This window comes from Streptomyces sp. NPDC051664, assembly GCF_044453545.1.
Taxonomy (GTDB): domain Bacteria; phylum Actinomycetota; class Actinomycetes; order Streptomycetales; family Streptomycetaceae; genus Streptomyces.
The window spans coordinates 607,994-627,303 of record NZ_JBITCU010000002.1 but is presented as its reverse complement, the minus strand read 5'-3'; the positions used below and the strand labels follow the sequence as shown (position 1 = coordinate 627,303).

Below are 19,310 nucleotides of genomic sequence, written 5' to 3'. Positions count from 1 at the left end.
TCAGTGCCTGGGGCTACGGCGGTGCCTTCGCCCTGGCGGGCAGCATCGGTCTCGCCTCCGCGGTCCTCGCGTGCTTCCTCAAGGCGCCTGGCCGGCCGAGCGCCAAGCGCATCGAACCCAATCCGTACCCGATCAGCCGGGAGATCTCCTGATGTGACAGCGAACCTCATGTAACGGAGTCCGCGTCGGCCACCACGGCGGGCGCGGGCTTCCGCGAGTTCACGGACCGGCGGGTCGACGGCAACCGCATCGGCCGGACCGACCGGCGGATCCTCGGCCGACCCCGTGGTCGGTCGGGCAGTTCGGGGTGCTGGTCGGGCACCGTACGCTCCTGGTGACGGCCGTGGAGCGCACGGTGCCTGACGTCTCCGGGCGGGCGTTCGCGCTGTTCCCCGATGTCAGGAATTCAGGGTGAGGCGCGGACCGCCCCTCCGGTGCCGCCTTGGTCCTACTTGCGCAGCGCCGCCAGGTTGTCGTAGCCGATCCGCGCATGCTTCAGGGACTGCGCCAGGTCGGTCGAGCTCGGTGCGTTGTCCTGCTCGACCATCGGGTTGCGGTAGTTCGCCTCCCCGACGCGACGGAAGAACGTCCGGTAGTCGATGACCCCGGTACCGAAGGGGACCATGTCGTAGCCGTCGCCGCTGGTCGTGTTGACGACGCCGTCCTTGGCGTGGAAGAGCGGGTAGCGCTTGTTGTGGGAGCGGACCAGTGCCGCGGGGTCGAAGATGTTCTCCCGCTGCGATCCGTCGTGCGCGGTGTAGGTGTGGAACTTGTACTGGGCGACGTGCGCCCAGAAGATGTCCATCTCCAGCCATACGGTCTTCGGGTCGGTGACCTTGAGGAAGTACTCGAGCTTGCGGATGCCGGAGCTGCGGGTGGGTCGGCCCTGTGCGTCCAGCGGACCGCCGTCGAGCAGGAAGCCGTAGGCCGCGTCGTGGTTGTGGGTGTACAGCTTGATGCCCGCACGATGAGCGATCTGTCCCAGCGAGTTCCACTTGTCGGCGGCCACGTCCCAGTCGGCACGGTAGGCGCTGCCGGTGGGGTCGCCACCGGTGCCCATGTGGTCCATGCCGAGGATGTTCGCTATTTCGAGGGTCCGCTTGAACTGGTCCAGGTCGCTCTGGCTCAGCGGCCAGGACGACGGGATGAAGCCGTGGTTGCCCTGGGCGCGCAGACCGTAGTCGTCCAGCCACGAGCGCAGCAGCTTCGCGCCTTCCACTGTTTCGAGGTTGCTTCCGCCGGGTGCGTTGGCGTGCTGGCCGTACCCGGCGAACTCGACCTGCTTGTAGCCATAGCGGGCCAGCTCCTTGAAGACCTCGCGGAAGCCCGAGGGAAGGTTGGTGCTGAGCGGATCCCGGCCCGTGGCGTCGCGCACGGTGTACAGGATGATTCCTCTCTTCGCCGCCGGGACCAGAGCCTGGCCGTGACCGTGTCCGTGGTCGTGGCCGTGCCCCTTGTGGGAAGCGGGCTGGGCGAAGGCCGGCGACGCGCCGAAGGCGGGCGCGGCGATCGCCGTTGCCGCGGCGGCGGTGCAGGTGCTGAGAAAGCGGCGGCGACTGACGCCGAGGCTGCGGCGCAGGGCGCTGTCTGTTCCGGATTCGTCGTTGTACGCGGTCACGGTCTCTCTCTTTCTCGAAGATGCTCGCAACGCTCAGCACGGACCGATCTCATGCGAGGCCGGCAAGCGTGAGGAGCAGGGACTTCACTTCGGTGGCCCGGACGGGTCCGGTGAACGCGTGGGGGGTGGAGCAGAGGATGAGCGGACCTTCTTCGTCGCTCATGGGGAGGCGGCCATGGCTGCCACGAATGGGTGACGGGTCGAGGGGCACGACCGCCATGCGGTAGCGCATGCCGAGCTTCTTGCGGGCCACGGCGGTGGCCGCCTTGACCCGGACGTACGGGTCCTGGGGGTCCAGGAAGAGTTCGACCGGGTCGTAGCCGGGTTTGCGGTGGATCTCGACGAGCTGCGCGAAGTCGGGGGCGCGCGTGTCGTCGAGCCAGTAGTAGTACGTGAACCAGGCATCCGGGTCGGCGACGGCGACGAGCTCGCCGGAGCGCGGGTGGTCGAGGCCATGTGCCTTCTTGCCTTCGTCGTCGAGCAGCTGCTCGATGCCCTGCACGTCCTGGAGAGCTTCACGGGTCGCATCAAGATCCTCGGGGCGGCGTACATAGATGTGGGCGAGCTGGTGGTCGGCGACGGCGAAGGCCCGGGAGGCCATCGGGTCCAGGTACTCCATGCCGTCCTGGGTGTGGACCTCGAGCAGTCCGGCTCGGCGCAGAGCCCGGTTGATGTCGACCGGTCGGTCGACGCGGGTGATGCCGTACTCGGAGAGTGCGACCACGGTGCGGCCCTCGCGGCGGGCGTCCTCGAGGAGCGGGGCCACGGCCCGGTCGAGGTCGGCGGCGGCACTGAAGGCGCGAGGGTCGTCGGGACCGTAACGCTGCAGGTCGTAGTCGAGGTGCGGGAGGTAGCACAGGGCCAGATCCGGGTGGCGGGTGTCGAGGATGTGCCGGGTCGCGTCGATGATCCACTGCGAGGAGATCAGGTCGGCGCCGGGGCCCCAGAAGTGGAAGAGGGGGAAGGTGCCGAGTTTCTCGGTGAGTTCGTCGTGGAGGGCGGGCGGCCGGGTGTAGCAGTCGGGTTCCTTGCGGCCGTCGGCGTAGTAGACGGGGCGCGGGGTGACGGTGATGTCGGTGTCGGCGCCCATGGCGTACCACCAGCAGATGTTGGCGACGGTGTAGCCGGGGTGGACGCGGCGGGCGGCGTCCCAGAGCTTGTCGCCGGCGACGAGTCCGTTGTGCTGGCGCCAGAGGAGGACGTCGCCGAGCTCGCGGAAGTACCAGCCGTTGGCGACGATGCCGTGCTCGGCGGGGGTGGTGCCGGTGAGGAAGGTCGACTGGGCGGCGCAGGTGACGGCGGGCAGCACGGTGCCGAGGGGGGCGTGGGTGCCCGACTGTCCCACGGACTTGAGGTGTGGCATGTGGTCGAGGAGCCGGGGGGTGAGGCCGACGACGTCGAGGACGAGCAGTGGGGTGGGAGTGGCGGAGAGAGGGGAGGACGTACCCGTTTCGGCTGCGGTCATGGGAGCTCCTTGAGGCCGAGGTCGACCAGGAGGTCGCGGGCGAGGGTGAGTTCGGCGGCGATGCCGTCGGCGAGCTGGGGGCGGGTGCGCGGGCGCAGCTCGGCGGGGAGCGCCTGCCAGGTGTACGTCTCCACCTCCAGGTGACGGGTCAGCGGCCGGGCGCCGCCGACCAGGCGGGTCAGCGCGGCCCCGAGCACCGGGAGCGTCGAGGTGAGCGGTGGGGCGGGCGGTGCGTGCAGCGGTACGTGGAAGTGGGCGCGCCACGGGGTGCCGTCGGGCAGTGCCCGGCCGGTGACCGCCTCGTCGAGGTCGTCGGTGCCGCGCAGTCCGTGCGTGGTCCGGGTGCGGGTCTGGTGGAGGAAGCGGGGTTCGGCGAAAGCCGCGAGCGCCGTACGCACCTCGGGCAGGTGCGGGTGCTCGGCGTGGAGTGCGGCGGAGAGCTGGGTCTTGGCCACCGGGATGCCGGCTGCGGCGAGCGCGTCGAGGGCGGTGTCCGGGTCCTCGAAGGAGGTGGCGAGGTGGCAGGTGTCGATGCAGATGCCGATGCGCTGGTGTCCGACGGCGGTGAGCGGTGCGATCGCGTCGGCGGTGGTCTCGACCGTGCAGCCCGGTTCGGGTTCGAGGCCGATCCGGATGGACTTGCCGGTCAGCTCGGCCAGGACGTCGAGACGTTCGGCGAGGGTGGTGAGGGCGGCATGCGCCGTGCGGGCGGCTTGCGGGTCGCCGGTGTACGGGGTGCGCCAGGCGATCGGGAGGGTGGAGATGGTGCCTTCGGTGACGTCGTCGGGAAGCAGTGTGGCGAGGAGCCGGGCGAGATCGGTGGTGTGGGCGAGCCGTTCGGGGTCCGTCCAGTCCGGCTTGTACACCCGGTACTTGACCTCTTCGGCGCCGAAGCCTTCGTAGGGGAAGCCGTTCAGGGTGACGACTTCGAGGCCGCGGCGGTCGAGTTCGACGCGCAGTGAGCGCAGCTGGGCCGGGTCGTTGATCAGGGTGCGCGCGGCGTCCTTGGCGAGCCAGAGGCCGATGCCGAGGCGGTCGCGGCCGAGGCGTTTGCGGACCGGTTCGCAGTGGTCGCGCAGCTGGGCGCGGACTCCGTCCAGGGTCTCGGCGGGGTGGACGTTGGTGCAGTACGCGAGATGGACGGTCGATCCGTCGGGGTGGCGGAAGCGCATCGGGTCACTCCCCGCCGCGGAGGATGGAGTTCCCCTCGTGCAGCTGATCGGGGGTGGTGAGGCCGAGCTGGAGGCGGCCGCTCTGTCCGTAGAAGGCGACGGGATTGCGCCAGAGCACCTGATCGACGTCGTCGTCGCCGAACCCGGCGGCGAGCATGGCATCGCCGACCTTGCGGGTCTTGAGGGGATCGCTCCTGCCCCAGTCGGCGGCCGAGTTGACCAGGATCTTCTCCGTGCCGTGCGTCTTGAGGATCGCGATCATGCGGTCCTCGTCCATCTTGGTGTCGGGGTAGATGGAGAAGCCGGCCCAGCAGCCGCTGTCGACAGCGTCCTTCACGGTCGTCTCGTTGAGGTGATCGAGCAGGACCCGCTCCGGGGGGAGGTGGGACTCGCGGACGACGTCGATGGTGCGGTGCAGGCCGGCGAGTTTGTCGCGGTGCGGGGTGTGGACGAGGGCGGGCAGCCCGTGGTCGGCGGCGAGCTGGAGCTGGGCGGCGAGGGCGGTGTCCTCGGCCGGGGTCATGGAGTCGTAGCCGATCTCTCCGACGGCGACGACGGAGTCCTTGACGAGGTAGCGGGGCAGGGCGTCCAGGACAGGGGTGCAGCGGGGGTCGTTCGCCTCTTTGGGGTTCAGCGCGAGCGTGCAGTGGTGGGCGATGCCGTACTGGGCGGCTCGGAAAGGCTCCCAGCCGAGCAGGGCGTCGAAGTAGTCGAAGAAGCTGGCGGGTGAGGTGCGGGGCTGGCCGAGCCAGAAGGAGGGTTCGACGAGGGCGCGGACACCTGCGTCGTACATCGCCTGATAGTCGTCCGTGGTGCGGGATGTCATATGGATGTGGGGGTCGAAGATGCGCATCAGGACTCCTCCGTGGGGGGATGGGGTCGTCGCCCCTGCTCGGGGATGTTCGAGTGCTCGGGGAAGGGTGCGGGGGCCGTCAGGGCGAGGACGCGGCTCAGGTCGTGGGGGACGGTGCGGCCGGCGGCGGTGCGTTCGGCGGCGAAGTCGCCGAGCATGCGGGCGAGTTCGGCGTCGCCGCGGGCGCGCCGGGCCAGTCCGTCGACGGCGTCGAGGGGGACGCCGGTGAAGAGGCACTTGAGGATGGCGTGCCGCCATTGGTGCGCGTCGAGATGGACGGCGGCGTACGGGCCGACGGCGGCGGCGACCAGCCGGGAGTCGTTGGTGCGCAGGGCGTCCTCGACGAGCGGAAGGGCGGTGGGGCCGAGGTCCAGCCGGTGCAGGGTGAGGAGGACGGCGCGCCGTTCGGCGGCGGTGCCCTGTTCGTAGAGTCTGGTCACGGCGGGCAGGCCGGCGCAGGCTTCGAGGAGCAGCAGGGCGCGTACGGAGTCGGCGTACTCGAGTCCGCAGTGCCGGCCGGCGGCGGCGAACCGCAGCTCCCAAGGGGGGACGGCGTAGCGGTTGGCGGGCGCGGTGTCCGCGGTGTCCTTGTGGAAGGCGGTGTGCGCGGCCTCGGCGAGGGCCTCGTCGAGCCAGGCGCGTGCGGCGCCGCCGAGCTGTGCGTCGAGTTGCTTGCGGGTCATCGGCACGGTGTTGCTCCCTTCGAGGACTTCGACGGGATGCGGTCGCGCAGGAACGCGATGGAGGTCATGGCCAGTTCGGGGCCCGCGTGGGAGTGGCGGGGCAGTTCGACGACGGTGAGGCCGCGGTATCCGGTGTCGCCGAGGGCGTCGAGCGCGTCGAGCACGGGCGGGAAGTCGATCTCGCCGTCCCCGAACGGGAGGTGCTCGTGGACGCCCCGGCGCATGTCCTCGATCTGGACGTGCCGCAGCCAGGGGGCGGCGGCCCGGACACAGTCGACGGGTGCGGCCGGTTCGAGGCACTGGCAGTGCCCGATGTCGAGGGTGAGCCCGAGAGGTTCGGGGTCGCCACTGAGGACGCGGAGGTGGTGGAAGTCCGAGAGAGTGGCCAGGAGATGGCCGGGCTCGGGCTCGATGGCGAGCGGGACGCCGGTACGGGCGGCGGCGTCGAGCACCGGTGCGAGGGCGTCGGTCAGCCGCTGCCAGGCCGTGTCCGGTGGGGTCTCCGGTGGGGTGATGCCGCTGAAGCAGTGCACGGCGTGGGCGCCGAGGTCGGCAGCGACGTCGACGGCCCGCAGCAGCAGCCGGGTGCGGACGGCGCGGGCCTCCGGGTCCGGGTCGAGGAGGGACGGGCCGTGCTTGCGGCGCGGGTCGAGGACATAGCGGGCCCCCGTCTCGATGGTCACGCCGAGCCCCAGCCGGCCGAGCCGGTCCGCCACGTGCCGGGTGCGGGCGGCGAGATCCGGGGCCGAGGGGTCGAGGTGCATGTGGTCGAGGGTGAGGCCGACGCCGTCGTAGCCGAGGTCCGCGAGGAGTCCCAGGGCGTCGTCCAGACGGAGGTCGGTGAGCCCGTTGGTGCCGTAGCCGAGGCGGATCGTCATGTGAGGCTCACCTTCCGGGCGAGTGTGCGGGCAAGGGGGACGAGCCCCATGACGGCGAGCCCGGTGCCGGCCGCTCCGGCGCGGGCGGCGAGCACGGCCTGGAGCGGGATCATCGCCCGGATGCCGCCGCCGACGGCACGCTGAGTGAGGGGTGGGGACGGGTTGAGGGCGGCGTGGAGTAGGGGCTTGGCGGCGGTACGGAGGTAGGCGGCGGTGAGTGCGGTGAGGAGGACGCGGGGGGCGGGTGCTCCGGGGCGGGGTCGGTGGCGGTCACCAGGGCGGCCGCCCTCTCCCGGATCCGGGGGCAGGTCCCGGGATCCGTGCTGCTCGCGCACCGCGGCGGCGCCGAGCGCGACGATCGCCGCGAGTGCGCCGAGGGGCGCGGCGGTGGAACCGCCCTGCGCCTCGTGGCGCGACACGGCGGTGACGGCGTAGGTGTGCGCCCCGAGCAGGGCGGCGGCGGGTACGGCGGCACGGACTTTGGGGGGGGTGGTGTGAGCGGAGCCCATGGACTGGACGGGGCCCACAGCGCGGGCGGTGCGCGTGAGAAGGACGGTGCCGGCACTACGGGCGGCGAGCGACGTGCCGGTCGCGCCCGCCGGGCGCTTGACGCCCACCGACCCCGCGCCCGTCCCCGCGGTCGCCGTCGCGCCCAGCAGCAGGTCCAGTGCGCGTGCCCCCGCCATCGCTGCCGGACCCGCCTGGGTGTGCTTCAGATGGAGGTCGTAGGCCCAGACCGTCGCCGCCAGGCCGGTGGCCACCGTCAGGGCCGGGCGGCCTGCGCGGGCGGCCAGGGTCAGGCCGGCAGCCGTCAGGGCGCCGGCTGCCGCGAGGGCCGCGCCGGGGGTGATCCGGCCCGAGGGGATCGGGCGGTGCGGGCGGTCGATGGCGTCCTCGTCGCGGTCGGCCCAGTCGTTGAGGGCCATGCCCGCCTCGTACAGGCAGAGGGAGGCGCCGACCGCCAGCGCGGTGCCTCGGTCGGGCCGACGGCCGAGGGCTGCCGCACCGGCGAGCGCGTCCCCGGGGACGGTGAACAGCGCGGAGACCCTGAGCAGTTCGGCCCAGGCCCGTACTGCGCCTTTCACTTCTGCCCCCGCAGTCGTTCGGCGAAGGCCAGGAGCTGCAGGTACTGCTCGGAGAGTGCGGCGGGGCCGCCGTCCGGGTCCTTGAAGTAGAAGCCGAGTTCGGGCCGCGGGCCCGTCAGACCCGCTTCGTGGGCGCGGGCCAGCAGTCGCGCCAGGTCCAGTACCAGCGGGGCGGCCAGCGCCGAGTCGCAGCCCTGCCAGGTCGTCTGGAGGACCATGCGTGCTCCGAGGAAGCCGTCGAACGCGATGTGGTCCCAGGCCGTCTTCCAGTCGCCGAGGGCGGGCACGTCGTCGATGTGGACCTCGCCCTCGGGCGTGACACCCAGTGTGTCGGCGAGGACGCGTTCCTTGCCCGCGTTCTTGGCGGCCGCCGCGCCCGGGTCGGCCAGCGCCGCCCCGTCCCCGCCGCCCAGCAGATTCGTGCCGGACCAGGCCCGTACGGGCAGGGCGCGTTGCACGAACATCGGGGCGAGTACGGAGCGGAGCAGTGTCTGGCCCGTCTTGCCGTCGCGGCCTGCGTGAGGAAGTCCGCAGTCCGCGACGGCGTCCTGAAGCGCGGGGGTGCGCAGCCCGGTGGAGGGGGTGAAGTTGATGTAGGGGCAGCCGGCCCGGAGGGCCGCGGCGGCGTAGAGCGAGCTGGCGGGGAGCCGGTGCTGTCCGGGTGCCGGGACCGGCTCCGTCGACGCGACGTTGACCACGACGGTGCGGGCGAGTTCGTTGCGGCGGCCGAAGTCGATGAGGTCGGCGGTGAACGCCGCGATGAGTTCCTCGTCCGTACGGGTGTCGCCGGGCAGCGGGCCGCCGGCGCGTATCTCCGCGTCGGCGGCGCCGAGTTCGGACCGAACCGCCGAGGACAGCCCGTGCGGCAGCACTCCCCCGGCGGCCAGTGCCTCGGCCCGTTTGGGCAGCGGACAGCCGACGGTGTCGTGTCCGCCGAAGACCAGGGAGTTCAGCGTCGGCAGCCCGCTGTCGGCGAAGGGCGCGGTCTCGGTGACCATGCCCGTCGCCGGGTGGAGCCCCGCCGTGACGGCTGCGCAGCCCGCCGTGGCGGTGGTGGCGACGGAGCCGCGTGCTCCGATGAACCAGACTCCGGTACGAACGGCATGTGCTGACACGGGCTGCCTCCCTGGCTGGGGGTCCTGGCTGGGCAGTGCGAAGAGAGCGGTGCTGATCAGATCGGGGCGGGCAGGGAAGAGGTGGTGACGGCGGGCGGGGTAGGGCCTTTGCCCCGCCCGCCGTCGGACTGCGGCTGTCGCCCTACGTGGCGGGCAGCTCCTTCAACTGAATGTTGCGGAAGGACACCTGGTCGTCGGCTCCGTGGTTCTGGAGGCCGATGTAGCCGTCCTTCAGGCTGCGTACGGGATCGGTGTTGGTGAAGTCGTTGATCTTGACCCCGTTCAGGAAGACCTGGAGCCGTTCACCCTGGACCTTGATCTCGTAGCTGTTCCACTGGCCGGGCGGCCGCAGGACCTGGTCGCGGGCCTTGATGTTCGCCGCCTTGAAGGTGTAGACGGAGCCCGTGGTGCGGTCGGGCGCGTCGGTGGCGTCGATCTGGACCTCATAGCCGTTGTTCACCGCGGACCAGGGGTCCTCGGACTCCGGGAAGCCGACGAAGACACCGGAGTTGTCGTCGCCCGCCAGCTTCCAGTCGAGCTTCAGCGAGTACGACCCGAGCTCCTTGGGCTGGTACGTGAGGAGACCCATGCCACCCTCGGAGCGGAGTTCACCGTCGACGACGTCGAACTTGCCCGGGCCGGCCTGCTTCCACCCTTCGAGCGTCTTGCCGTTGAAGATCGACCGGTAGCCGGTGTCCGGCTTGCAGTCGGCCTGCACCTGTCCGGCCGCGTAGCGGACGCCGCCGAGGAGGAGCTGGCGGAAGGCCGGTTCGGCGTACGACTCCTTGGTGTGGCCGAGGCCGGTGTAGAAGGAGCGGCCGCCGCCGTAGGACTGGCACCAGGTGATCGGGTGATCGCCCTTCATGGTGCCTCCGGTGTAGGTCGTCTCGTCGAGCGTGGCGAGGACCTTCACCTTGTCGCGCGGGTTGGTGCGGTAGTTGTACAGCTCGTCGGTCCGGTCCCAGGCATCGTCCAGGTGGGCGGTGGCCGGGTGCTTGTGGTCCTCGACGCGCACGGTGACGGGCTGGATCGCGGGGTGCCCGGCGAAGTAGGCCCCGACGAGTCCGCCGTAGAACGCCCAGTCGTACTCGGTGTCCGCGGCGGCGTGCACGCCCATGTAGCCACCACCGGTCGCGATGTAGTTCTCGAACGCCTTCTGCTGGTCGGCGTTGAGCACGTCACCGGTCGTGGAGAGGAACACGACGGCGTCGTAGCGGGCCAGGTTGCTGGTGGTGAACTGGCCTGCTTCCTCGGTGGCGTCGACGGTGATGTTGCTGCTCGCGCCGAGTTCCTTCAGTGCGGCGACACCCTCGGGAATGGCGTCGTGGCGGAAGCCGGCCGTCTTCGAGAAGACCAGGACCCGCTTGGCGGTCCGGTCGGGGGCGCTGTTCGAGAGCTCGAAGTCGTCGATGTCGTACAGCGCGCCCTCGCCGCCCTTGAAGACCAGGAAGAGTTCCGTGGCCTGCTTCGGGACGCCGCGCAGCGGTACGTCGATGTCCTGGAAGTTCTCCCAGCCGCCGGTGACCGGAACCGGTGCGGAGCCGAGGATCTTGCCGGTCGCGGAGCCGGCCCGTACTTCGAGGAAGCCGCCCGCGCCGCCGGACGAGATCCGGGCGGTGAGCTTGGTGGAGTCTCCGAGGATGTACGGCTTGAAGGCGATCCAGTCGTCGTTGTTGATGTCGCCGACCGTCTTGCCGCCCTCCGCGTTCGCCTTGTCGTACGTCTGGATGCCGGACGACTCGGTGAAGTGCTCGGCCTGCCGGTGGCGAGGCTGGAGCTGCGACTGGTCGTGGCTGCTCAGCGCGGCCTGACCGCCGCCTCCGCCGTCGGTGTACGAGGCGTCGATGACTCCGAAGATGTTGGCGTTCGGGTCGTGACCGCCGTCCATCTCGGTCTTGATGGTGCCGGAGCAACCGTGCTCCGTGGTGATCGGGTGGCCGTGGCTGTCGTGGCCGAGTACGAAGCTGACCTGGACCTTGGAGCAGTCGATGGTGCCGTCCTCGGGGTCGGTGACGGTCACCTTGAACGGGATGTCGTCGCCGAAGTTGAACAACTGCCCGTCACCGGGGAGTTCCAGGTTCACCTTGGGTGCGGTGTTGCCGACGGTCACATGGACACTCGCCGAACCGGTGCGGCCGGTGGGGTCCTTGGCGGTGACGGTCGCGGTGTAGGTGCCGTTCTTCTTGTACGTGTACGTGGGGTTCGCGGCAGTCGACGTACCGCCGTCGCCGAAGTCCCAGGCGTAGGTGAGCGCGTCGTTGTCGGAGTCCGTGGTGCCCGCCGAGGAGAACTGCACCTTGAGCGGCGCGGTGCCGGACGTCTTGTTGGAGGCGGCTTCGGCGACCGGCGAGTGGCCGCCGGTGGCGTTCTCGATGCGGTAGAGCGCGGAGTGCTCGTCGCCGCCGAACCAGGAGAGACCGTAGTCCAGGACGTACAGTGCCCCGTCCGGGCCGAAGGCCATGTCCATCACCTGGGTCCCGGACCACGGGATGTCGTTGATGGACTGGACGGCGCCATCACCGTCCTGCTCGATGCGCTTGATCCATTGCCGGCCGAACTCACCGGCGAAGAAGTCCCCGTCGTACGCCTCGGGGAACTTCACGGGCGAGTCGAGGTTCGGGTCGTAGTGGTAGACGGGCCCGCCCATCGGCGACTCGGAGCCGGTGCCGAACTCGGGTACGGATCCGCCGTCGTACGGGATCCAGGCGGGCTGCGCCGGGGGCAGGTCGACCAGGCCGGTGTTGTGCGGCGAGGTGTTCTTCGGGGCGGCACAGTCGAAGGCCGCGCCGGACGTCTTCGTCGCGAAGTCGTAGTCGACGAAGGGGTCGTTGTTCCCGGTGCAGAACGGCCAGCCGAAGTTGCCCGCCTTGGTCACCCGGGCGAACTCGACCTGTCCGCCGGGTCCGCGCTTCGGGTCGGCCGCGCCCGCGTCGGGACCGTAGTCACCGACGTACGCGATGCCGGTGGCCTTGTCCACACTGAAGCGGAACGGGTTGCGGAAGCCCATCGCGTAGATCTCGGGCCGGGTCTTGTCGGTGCCCGGGGCGAAGAGGTTGCCCTCGGGGACGGTGTACGAGCCGTCATCGGCGACCTTGATCCGGAGGATCTTGCCACGCAGGTCGTTGGTGTTGCCCGCGGTGCGCCGGGCGTCGAACGCCGGGTTACGGTCGGGGCGTTCGTCGATCGGCGCGTAGCCGTCGGAGGCGAAGGGGTTGGAGTCGTCGCCGGTCGACAGGTACAGGTTTCCCTGTGCGTCGAAGTCGATGTCGCCGCCGACGTGGCAGCAGATGCCACGCGACGTCTTGACGTCGAGCACCTTCTTCTCGCTGCTCAGGTCGAGGGTGCCGTCCTCCTTGAGGACGAAGCGGGAGAGCCGGTTGACGCCGTCGAACTTGGCGAAGTCGGCCGCGGTGCCGGTCTCCGGAGCGTCGCCGGACGGAGTGTCCAGCGGGGGCGCGTAATAGAGGTAGATCGCCCGGTTCCTGTCGAAGTCCGGGTCGATGCCGACGCCCTGGAGGCCTTCCTCGTCGTGCGAGTAGACCGGGAGTACGCCGGAGACCTTGGTGTCGCCGGCGCTGTCGGTGATCCGCAGCTCGCCGCTGCGCGAGGTGTGCAGGACGCTGCGGTCCGGGAGCACGGCCAGCGACATGGGTTCGCCGGTTTCGGCGGCGCCCTTGGCGAGCGTGACCTGCTGGAAGTCCTCGCCCGCGGCCGCCGCGGCATCGGTGGCTGCCGGCGAGACCGGGCCCGACGCGGAGGCGCCGGGGGCGCCCAGGGCGAGCGTGGCTGCGGTGAGCAGGCCGCCGGTGAGCAGGGCGAGGGACTTGCGGAGTCGGGGCCGGATTCTGGTTCTGCTTCTGTGCACGAGTGTCCTCCGGAGAGTGCCGGTTGTACGGGCGGGTGGAGCCGAGCCGTTCCGCGCGGGGACTGCCGCGCAGGTCACCTGGGGCTCCATGGGGCCCCAGCGACGCGAGTCATTTCGTGTACACCACAGGGACGGTAGACCTGTTCGTACGGGGCGGAAAGCCCTTGCACAGCAGTTGAGTTGAACTTTTTCCTGCTGGAGGACAAAGAGGGATGAGGGCAGCCGGGACCGCCCCGACGGCGTGCTTGCTGCCGTCGGGCCTTTCCCCTGCCCATCCCCTTCCCGAACCGGGGCTCTGCCCCGGGCCCTGCGGTCCTCAATCGCCGGACGGGCTGAACAAGGTGCCCTCAAACGCCAGGCAGGCTTGGGTTCTGCCGCCTGAGCGGGCCACCGGAGCCGAGTCCGGAAATCCGGCTCTCCGGCGATCGAGGAGCGGAGATACGGGGGCGGAGCCCCCGGGAACCGTCAGTCGCCGCCGCCGAACGCCGCGTCGAACGACGCCGCCGGCGGGTCGAAGTCGTACCGCTTCATCGTGGCAAGCGCTTCCGGCGCACCCAGCAGCCGATCCATCCCGGCGTCCTCCCACTCCACCGAGATCGGTCCCTCGTAGCCGATCGACCGGAGCATCCGGAACACGTCCTCCCACGGCACATCACCGTGCCCGCCGGAGACGAAGTCCCAGCCGCGCCGTGGATCGCCCCACGGGAGGTGTGAGCCGAGGCGGCCGTTGCGCCCGTCGAGGCGTTTGCGCGCCTCCTTGCAGTCCACGTGGTAGATCCGGTCCCGGAAGTCGTAGAGGAAGCCGACCGGATCGAGGTCCTGCCAGACGAAGTGGCTCGGGTCGAAGTTCAGCCCGAACGCGGCCCGGTGGTCGACGGCCTCCAGGGCGCGGTGCGTGGTCCAGTAGTCGTACGCGATCTCGCTGGGGTGCACCTCGTGGGCGAACCGCACGCCCTCCGCGTCGAACACGTCGAGGATCGGGTTCCAGCGTTCGGCGAAGTCCTCGTACCCCCGCTCGATCATCCGCGGCGGCACCGGCGGGAACATCGCCACCAGGTGCCAGATCGACGAGCCGGTGAAACCGATGACGGTACGGACCCCGAAGGCCGCGGCCGCGCGGGCGGTGTTCTTGATCTCCTCGGCGGCCCTGCGCCGTACCCCTTCGGGCTCGCCGTCGCCCCAGATCCTGGCGGGCAGAATGCCCTGGTGCCGTTCGTCGATCGGGTTGTCGCAGACGGCCTGGCCGACGAGGTGGTTGGAGATCGCCCAGCACTTCAGCCCGTACTTGTCGAGCAGCTGGTGCCGCCCGGCCAGGTAGCCGGGGTCGTCGAGGGCCTTGTCGACTTCGAAGTGGTCTCCCCAGCAGGCGAGTTCGAGCCCGTCGTAGCCGAAGTCACGGGCGAGCCGGCAGACCTCCTCCAGCGGCAGGTCGGCCCACTGGCCGGTGAAGAGAGTGAAGGGACGGGGCATGCGCAGGACCTCCTAGAGCTGTACGGGGGTGTGGACGGAGTTCTTCTCGGCGCTCTCCTCCACGGCCGCGAGCACCCGCTGCACCTGGAGCCCGTCGGCGAACGACGGCACCGGGTCCGCCCCTTCGGCGATCGTCCGGACGAGGTCGCGGGCCTGGTGGATGAAGGTGTGCTCGTAGCCGAGGGCATGGCCCGGCGGCCACCATGCCTCCAGGTACGGGTGTTCGGGCTCGGTGACGAGGATGCGGCGGAACCCGGCCGTGGCGGCCGGCTCGGTGTGATCGTGGAAGGACAGTTCGTTGAGCCGCTCCAGATCGAAGGCGAGCGAACCGCGCTCCCCGTTGAGCTCCAGCCGCAGCGCGTTCTTGCGGCCCGCCGCCATCCGGGTCGCCTCGAACGACGCCAGCGCACCGGAGGCGAGCCTGCCGGTGAACATGGCCGCGTCGTCGACAGTGACCGCCCCTCGGGCCTCGCTGCTCGCGACGCCCGAGAGTCCCGCCGACGCTCCGGCGAGCAGGGGGCGCTCCCGTACGAACGTCTCGGACACCGCCGACACCCCCACCAGCAGCTCCCCCGCCAGATACTGGGCGAGGTCGATGATGTGCGCCCCCAGGTCGCCGAGCGCACCGGAGCCGGCGTGTTCGCGCTCGAGCCGCCAGGTGAGGGGCGACTCGGGGTCGACCAGCCAGTCCTGGAGGTAGGTGGCCCGTACGTGCCGCAGGGCGCCGAGCCTGCCGTCGGCGATCAGCTTCCGTGCGTACGCGATCGCCGGCACCTTGCGGTAGTTGAAGCCGACCATCGCCACCTGGCCGCGGGCCCTGGCCCGTTCCGCGGCCTCGGTCATGGCCTCCGCCTCGGCGACCGTGTTGGCAAGCGGCTTCTCGCACAGCACGTGTTTGCCGGCCTCCAGGGCGGCGATGGCGATCTCCGCATGGCTGTCGCCGGGGGTGCAGATGTCGACGAGCTGGACGTCGTCCCGGGCGATCAGGGCGCGCCAGTCGGTCTCCGCCGCCGCCCAGCCGTGACGTTCGGCGGCGGCGGTGACCGCCGTACGGTCGCGTCCGCAGATCGCGGCGAGAGCCGGCCTCATCGGCAGGTCGAAGACGTGTCCCGCGGTGCGCCACCCCTGGGAGTGGGCGGCGCCCATGAACGCGTATCCGACCATGCCGACCCCGAGCGTCGCCGCCGGCTCTGTCGACGGCGGCGCTTCGGCTTCCTGCTCCGTCTCTTCCCTACGGGCCATACGGGCTTCCTCCTCGTCGGTCGTTCGGTGGGGGCGGCAGGAGGGTCAGCACCCTCCTGGACTGCGGATCAGCTGAAGCCCGTCGGCAGGTACTGGTCGATGTTGTCCTTGGTGACGACGGCGGAGTAGAGCGTGAGGCTGGTCGGGATCTCCAGTTCGGAGAGGCCGCCGATGCCCTTGCTCTGGCCGAGCGCGCGCGCCAGGTCGATCGCGGACGCGGCCATCGTCGGCGGGTAGAGGACGGTGGCCTTCAGGACGCTGTTGTCTGCCTTGATGGCGTCCATGGCGGACTTGGCGCCCGCGCCGCCGACCATCAGGAACTCGTCCCGGCCGGCCTGCTGGATGGCACGCAGCGCGCCGACACCCTGGTCGTCGTCGTGGTTCCACAAGGCGTCGAACTGCTTCTGCGCCTGGAGGAGTTGGGCCATCTTCGCCTGACCGGTCTCGACGGTGAACTCGGCGGCCTGCCGGGCGACCAGCTTGACGTTGGGGTAGTTCTTGAGCGCGTCGGCGAAGCCCTGGCTGCGCTGCTTGGTGAGCTCCAGGTTGTCGATGCCCGCGAGCTCGACGACCTTGGCGTTCGGCTTGTCCTTGAGCTGTTCGCCGATGTACGTACCGGCGTTGAGGCCCATGCCGTAGTTGTCGCCGCCGACCCAGCAGCGGTAGGCCTGCGGCGAGGCGAAGATGCGGTCCAGGTTGATGACGGGGATGCCCGCCTTCATCGCTTCCAGGCCGACCTGGGTGAGCGCCTTGCCGTCGGCCGGGAGGATGACGAGGACGTCGACCTTCTTGTTGATGAGGGTCTTGACCTGGCCGATCTGGGCGGCGGTGTCGTTGGAGCCCTCGGTGATCTCCAGGGTCACCTCGGAGTACTTCTCCGCCTGCGACTTGGCGTTCTCATTGATGGCGTTGAGCCACCCGTGGTCGGCCTGCGGACCGGCGAAGCCGATGGTGACGGGCTTGCCGGGCTTGTTGTCGGCGGCCGGCTGATCGGTCTGCGAGGTCTGCGGTTTCTTGGGCTCGTTACTGGTGCAGGCGGTGAGGAGGGCGCCCGCGGAGACGGCTGCGGTGCCGAAGAGCAGTCCTCTGCGGCTGGTTTCTGGCATGGCTGTGGAACCCTTCATCCGGTGCGTGGGTGGCATGCGGAACTGTGGGTGGGGCGGGATGGGGTGAGGTGGGACGGGGGTGGGAGAGCCGGGGCTCAGGTCTCCCCGTGGGCCGAGGTTCGGCGCTGGACCAGGACGGCGGCGACGATGATCGCGCCCTTGGCGATCTGCTGAACATCGCTCTGCAGATTGTTGAGAGCGAAGATGTTGGTGATGGTGGTGAAGACGAGGACGCCGAGGACGGATCCGACGATCGTGCCGCGTCCGCCGCTGAGCAGGGTGCCGCCGATGATCGCGGCGGCGATGGCGTCGAGCTCGTACAGGTTGCCGTTGGTGTTCTGTCCCGAGCCGGACAGGATGATCAGCATGAAGGCGGCGATCCCGCAGCACAGCCCGGAAAGCAGATACAGATAGAGCCGCTGGCGCCGTACGTCGATACCGGCGAGCCGGGCCGCTTCCGCGTTGCCGCCGACCGCGACGGTACGGCGTCCGAAGGTCGTCCGGTTCAGCACCAGCCAGCCGATGACGGTGACCGCGGCGAACGCCATCACCAGGGGCGGTATGCCGAGGACGTACGAGTCGGGCAGGCCCAGGTCGAGAACCGACTGGACGGTGACGATCTGCGTCTTGCCGTCGGTGAGCTGCAGGGCGAGGCCGCGGGCCGAGGCGAGCATGGCCAGCGTCGCGATGAACGGCACAATCCTCCCGTACGCGATCAGCAGCCCGTTGACGAGTCCGGCGCCGAGTCCGACGAGCACGGCGGTGAAGAGGATGCCTGCGAAGCCGTACTCCTGGGTGGCGAGCGTGGTCGCCCAGACCGAGGCGAGCGCGACCATGGCACCGACCGACAGATCGATGCCGCCGCTGGTGATGACGAACGTCATGCCGACCGTGACGACGCCGATCACGGACGACTGGGTCAGGATCAGCTGCAGGTTCCCGGTGTCCAGGAAGGCGTCGGGCTCGGTGAACCCGCCGACGGCGATCAGTACGGCGAGGACGCCGAGCAGCGACAGGTTACGGACGTCCGCGCGCACCCCGAGAGCGCGCGGTCCGCCGCCCTTCGAGGGCGGCAACGAGGCGGGGGCGGCCGGTGCCGCCTTGTCCGGCCCACCGTGCTGCGCCGAGGAGACGGGCTGTGTCATGACGTCGGGCTCCCTTCCATCACGAGGTCGAGTACACGGTGCTCGTCGAGCTCCCGGGCGTCCGCCGTATGCACGACGCGGCCCTCGCGGAGCACCAGCACCCGGTCGGCGAGGCCCAGCACTTCGGGCACTTCGCTGGAGACCAGCAGGACGGCGAGGCCTTCGTCGGCCAGCCGGCGGATCACGGCGTAGAGCTCGGCGCGGGCGCCGACGTCGACACCGCGGGTCGGTTCGTCGAGCAGCAGCACCCGGCAGCCGCGCAGCAGCCAGCGGGCCAGGACGGCCTTCTGCTGGTTGCCGCCGGAGAGGGTACGGACGGGGGTGTCCGGGTTGTCGGGGCGCAGCGAGAGCTCGCGGGTGGCGGTGCGGGCCGCCCGGCGCTCGGCCGACCGGTCGAGCCAACCTGCCCTGGAGAAGCGGGACATGGAGGACACGGAGACATTGCGGGTGACGGATTCGAGCATCAGCAGGGCCTGCGCCTTGCGTTCCTCCGGGGCGAGCCCGATGCCCGCCGCGACGGCGGCGCGGACGCTGCCGGGGCGCAGCGGCCGCCCGCCGACCAGGACCCGGCCCGCGCTCGGCCTGCGGGCGCCGTAGATCGTCTCCAGGATCTCGGAGCGCCCGGAGCCGACGAGGCCGGCGAGGCCGACGATCTCGCCGGGCCGCAGCGCGAGGTCGAGCGGTGCGAACTCCCCTTCCCTGGCGAGCCCTTCGACGGTGAGCACGGGATCCTGCCGGGCGGCCTCCGTGACCTCCGCGGAGGTCTCGGGGCGCTGCGGGAAGACATACTCGACGTTGCGGCCGGTCATCATGGCGACGATGTCCCGTGTCGGGGTGGACTTGGCGGGCAGACCGACCGCGACGGCCCGCCCGTCCTTCAGCACGGTCACCCGGTCGCCGATCCGGCGGATCTCCTCCAGCCGGTGGGAGATGTAGACGACGGCGACACCGTCTGCGGTGAGTGACGCGACGATGCGGAAGAGGTTGTCGACCTCGTCGGGGTCGAGGGCGGCGGACGGCTCGTCCATCACGATGAGCCGTACGTCGTGGGAGAGCGCCCGTGCCATGGAGACGATCTGCTGCTGGGCCGCGGAGAGCGCGCCGACCGGGCGGGCGGGATCGATCTCGGGGTGGCCGAGGCGCTTCAGCAGGGCGGCGGCCGCGGTCCGGCCCTCGCGGGTGCGGACGATGAAGCGGGCGGTGGTGGGTTCATGGCCGAGGAAGATGTTCTCGGCGACCGAGAGGCCCTCGACCAGGTCGAGTTCCTGGTAGATGGTCGCGATGCCGAGGCGCATGGCGGCGATCGGCGACTTCAGCGCGACGGGCGCACCGCGCCAGGCGATCTCGCCGTCGTCGGGCTGGTGGGCTCCGGCCAGCACCTTGATGAGGGTGGACTTGCCGGCGCCGTTCTGCCCGAGCAGACAATGGACCTCACCGGCCTGGACCTCCAGGTCCACGCCGTCGAGAGCGCGCACACCGGGGAACGACTTGGTGATGCCGGACATGGTGAGCAGGGGTGGTTCTGGTGCCATGACAAATCCCCTCGGCGAATGGGGTCTTCCCCTGCTCGAGCGAAGCCGAGAGCTTGGGGAAGGGCCGGTGAGCGGGCAGGG

Annotated in this window: 14 protein-coding genes and 1 pseudogene; 1 reads left to right on the top strand and 14 read right to left on the bottom strand. The window is 70.5% G+C overall.

Annotated features, from left to right (window positions below; genetic code table 11):
• Window positions 1–152: pseudogene (locus ACIA8E_RS06125) on the top strand (MFS transporter); the annotation flags it as partial.
• Window positions 153–448: 296 nt separating this feature from the next.
• Here ACIA8E_RS06125 and ACIA8E_RS06120 read toward each other — a convergent pair.
• The 14 genes from ACIA8E_RS06120 to ACIA8E_RS06055 form a co-directional block, all read right to left on the bottom strand.
• On the bottom strand, window positions 449–1,618 hold the full coding sequence (locus ACIA8E_RS06120; protein ID WP_399295030.1) for a sugar phosphate isomerase/epimerase family protein: 1,170 nt from the start codon (window positions 1,616–1,618) through the stop codon (window positions 449–451).
• 49 nt (window positions 1,619–1,667) lie between these two features.
• The gene (locus tag ACIA8E_RS06115; protein ID WP_399295028.1) at window positions 1,668–3,083 is read right to left on the bottom strand and encodes a nucleotide pyrophosphatase/phosphodiesterase family protein; all 1,416 of its coding nucleotides are present in this window, start codon (window positions 3,081–3,083) and stop codon (window positions 1,668–1,670) included.
• Window positions 3,080–4,255 (bottom strand): metabolite traffic protein EboE, encoded by a 1,176-nt coding sequence (eboE, locus tag ACIA8E_RS06110; protein WP_399295026.1) that lies wholly within the window; start codon window positions 4,253–4,255, stop codon window positions 3,080–3,082. Before eboE ends, ACIA8E_RS06115 begins: the two co-directional genes overlap by 4 nt.
• A gap of 4 nt (window positions 4,256–4,259) precedes the next feature.
• Entirely contained in the window at window positions 4,260–5,108 is an 849-nt protein-coding gene (locus ACIA8E_RS06105) for a TatD family hydrolase (RefSeq protein WP_399295024.1), read from the bottom strand.
• A complete protein-coding gene (locus tag ACIA8E_RS06100) occupies window positions 5,108–5,791 on the bottom strand; it encodes an EboA domain-containing protein (protein ID WP_399295022.1) in 684 nt (227 codons plus the stop codon). Before ACIA8E_RS06100 ends, ACIA8E_RS06105 begins: the two co-directional genes overlap by 1 nt.
• Window positions 5,788–6,669 carry a sugar phosphate isomerase/epimerase family protein gene (locus ACIA8E_RS06095; protein WP_399295020.1) on the bottom strand — a complete coding sequence of 294 codons (882 nt, stop codon included), beginning with the start codon at window positions 6,667–6,669 and terminating at the stop codon, window positions 5,788–5,790. Before ACIA8E_RS06095 ends, ACIA8E_RS06100 begins: the two co-directional genes overlap by 4 nt.
• Complete coding sequence (locus tag ACIA8E_RS06090) at window positions 6,666–7,754, bottom strand: SCO3242 family prenyltransferase (protein WP_399295018.1); 1,089 nt, start codon at window positions 7,752–7,754, stop codon at window positions 6,666–6,668. Before ACIA8E_RS06090 ends, ACIA8E_RS06095 begins: the two co-directional genes overlap by 4 nt.
• The gene (locus tag ACIA8E_RS06085; protein ID WP_399295016.1) at window positions 7,751–8,869 is read right to left on the bottom strand and encodes an inositol-3-phosphate synthase; all 1,119 of its coding nucleotides are present in this window, start codon (window positions 8,867–8,869) and stop codon (window positions 7,751–7,753) included. The genes ACIA8E_RS06090 and ACIA8E_RS06085 overlap by 4 nt, the downstream gene beginning before the upstream one ends.
• 142 nt (window positions 8,870–9,011) lie before the next feature.
• Window positions 9,012–12,734, bottom strand: a complete 3,723-nt coding sequence (locus ACIA8E_RS06080; RefSeq protein ID WP_399295014.1) for a ThuA domain-containing protein — start codon at window positions 12,732–12,734, stop codon at window positions 9,012–9,014.
• 465 nt (window positions 12,735–13,199) lie between these two features.
• Complete coding sequence (locus tag ACIA8E_RS06075; protein ID WP_399295012.1) at window positions 13,200–14,204, bottom strand: sugar phosphate isomerase/epimerase family protein; 1,005 nt, start codon at window positions 14,202–14,204, stop codon at window positions 13,200–13,202.
• A gap of 12 nt (window positions 14,205–14,216) precedes the next feature.
• Complete coding sequence (locus ACIA8E_RS06070; protein WP_399295010.1) at window positions 14,217–15,446, bottom strand: Gfo/Idh/MocA family protein; 1,230 nt, start codon at window positions 15,444–15,446, stop codon at window positions 14,217–14,219.
• Window positions 15,447–15,514: 68 nt separating this feature from the next.
• On the bottom strand, window positions 15,515–16,552 hold the full coding sequence (locus ACIA8E_RS06065; RefSeq protein ID WP_399295008.1) for a substrate-binding domain-containing protein: 1,038 nt from the start codon (window positions 16,550–16,552) through the stop codon (window positions 15,515–15,517).
• 95 nt (window positions 16,553–16,647) lie between these two features.
• A complete protein-coding gene (locus ACIA8E_RS06060) occupies window positions 16,648–17,697 on the bottom strand; it encodes an ABC transporter permease (RefSeq protein WP_399295006.1) in 1,050 nt (349 codons plus the stop codon).
• Window positions 17,694–19,229: a sugar ABC transporter ATP-binding protein gene (locus ACIA8E_RS06055; protein ID WP_399295004.1), complete on the bottom strand. Its 1,536-nt coding sequence runs from the start codon at window positions 19,227–19,229 to the stop codon at window positions 17,694–17,696. Before ACIA8E_RS06055 ends, ACIA8E_RS06060 begins: the two co-directional genes overlap by 4 nt.
• Between the last annotated feature and the right edge of the window lie 81 nt (window positions 19,230–19,310).

Excerpts from the sequence above, each read along its gene's own strand:
- ACIA8E_RS06100 (WP_399295022.1), bottom strand. The coding sequence starts at position 5,791 with ATGACCCGCAAGCAACTCGACGCACAGCTCGGCGGCGCCGCACGCGCC.
- ACIA8E_RS06065 (WP_399295008.1), bottom strand. The coding sequence starts at position 16,552 with ATGCCAGAAACCAGCCGCAGAGGACTGCTCTTCGGCACCGCAGCCGTC.
- ACIA8E_RS06055 (WP_399295004.1), bottom strand. The coding sequence starts at position 19,229 with ATGGCACCAGAACCACCCCTGCTCACCATGTCCGGCATCACCAAGTCG.
- ACIA8E_RS06095 (WP_399295020.1), bottom strand. The coding sequence starts at position 6,669 with ATGACGATCCGCCTCGGCTACGGCACCAACGGGCTCACCGACCTCCGT.
- eboE (WP_399295026.1), bottom strand. The coding sequence starts at position 4,255 with ATGCGCTTCCGCCACCCCGACGGATCGACCGTCCATCTCGCGTACTGC.
- ACIA8E_RS06105 (WP_399295024.1), bottom strand. The coding sequence starts at position 5,108 with ATGCGCATCTTCGACCCCCACATCCATATGACATCCCGCACCACGGAC.
- ACIA8E_RS06075 (WP_399295012.1), bottom strand. The coding sequence starts at position 14,204 with ATGCCCCGTCCCTTCACTCTCTTCACCGGCCAGTGGGCCGACCTGCCG.
- ACIA8E_RS06115 (WP_399295028.1), bottom strand. The coding sequence starts at position 3,083 with ATGACCGCAGCCGAAACGGGTACGTCCTCCCCTCTCTCCGCCACTCCC.
- ACIA8E_RS06070 (WP_399295010.1), bottom strand. The coding sequence starts at position 15,446 with ATGGCCCGTAGGGAAGAGACGGAGCAGGAAGCCGAAGCGCCGCCGTCG.
- ACIA8E_RS06060 (WP_399295006.1), bottom strand. The coding sequence starts at position 17,697 with ATGACACAGCCCGTCTCCTCGGCGCAGCACGGTGGGCCGGACAAGGCG.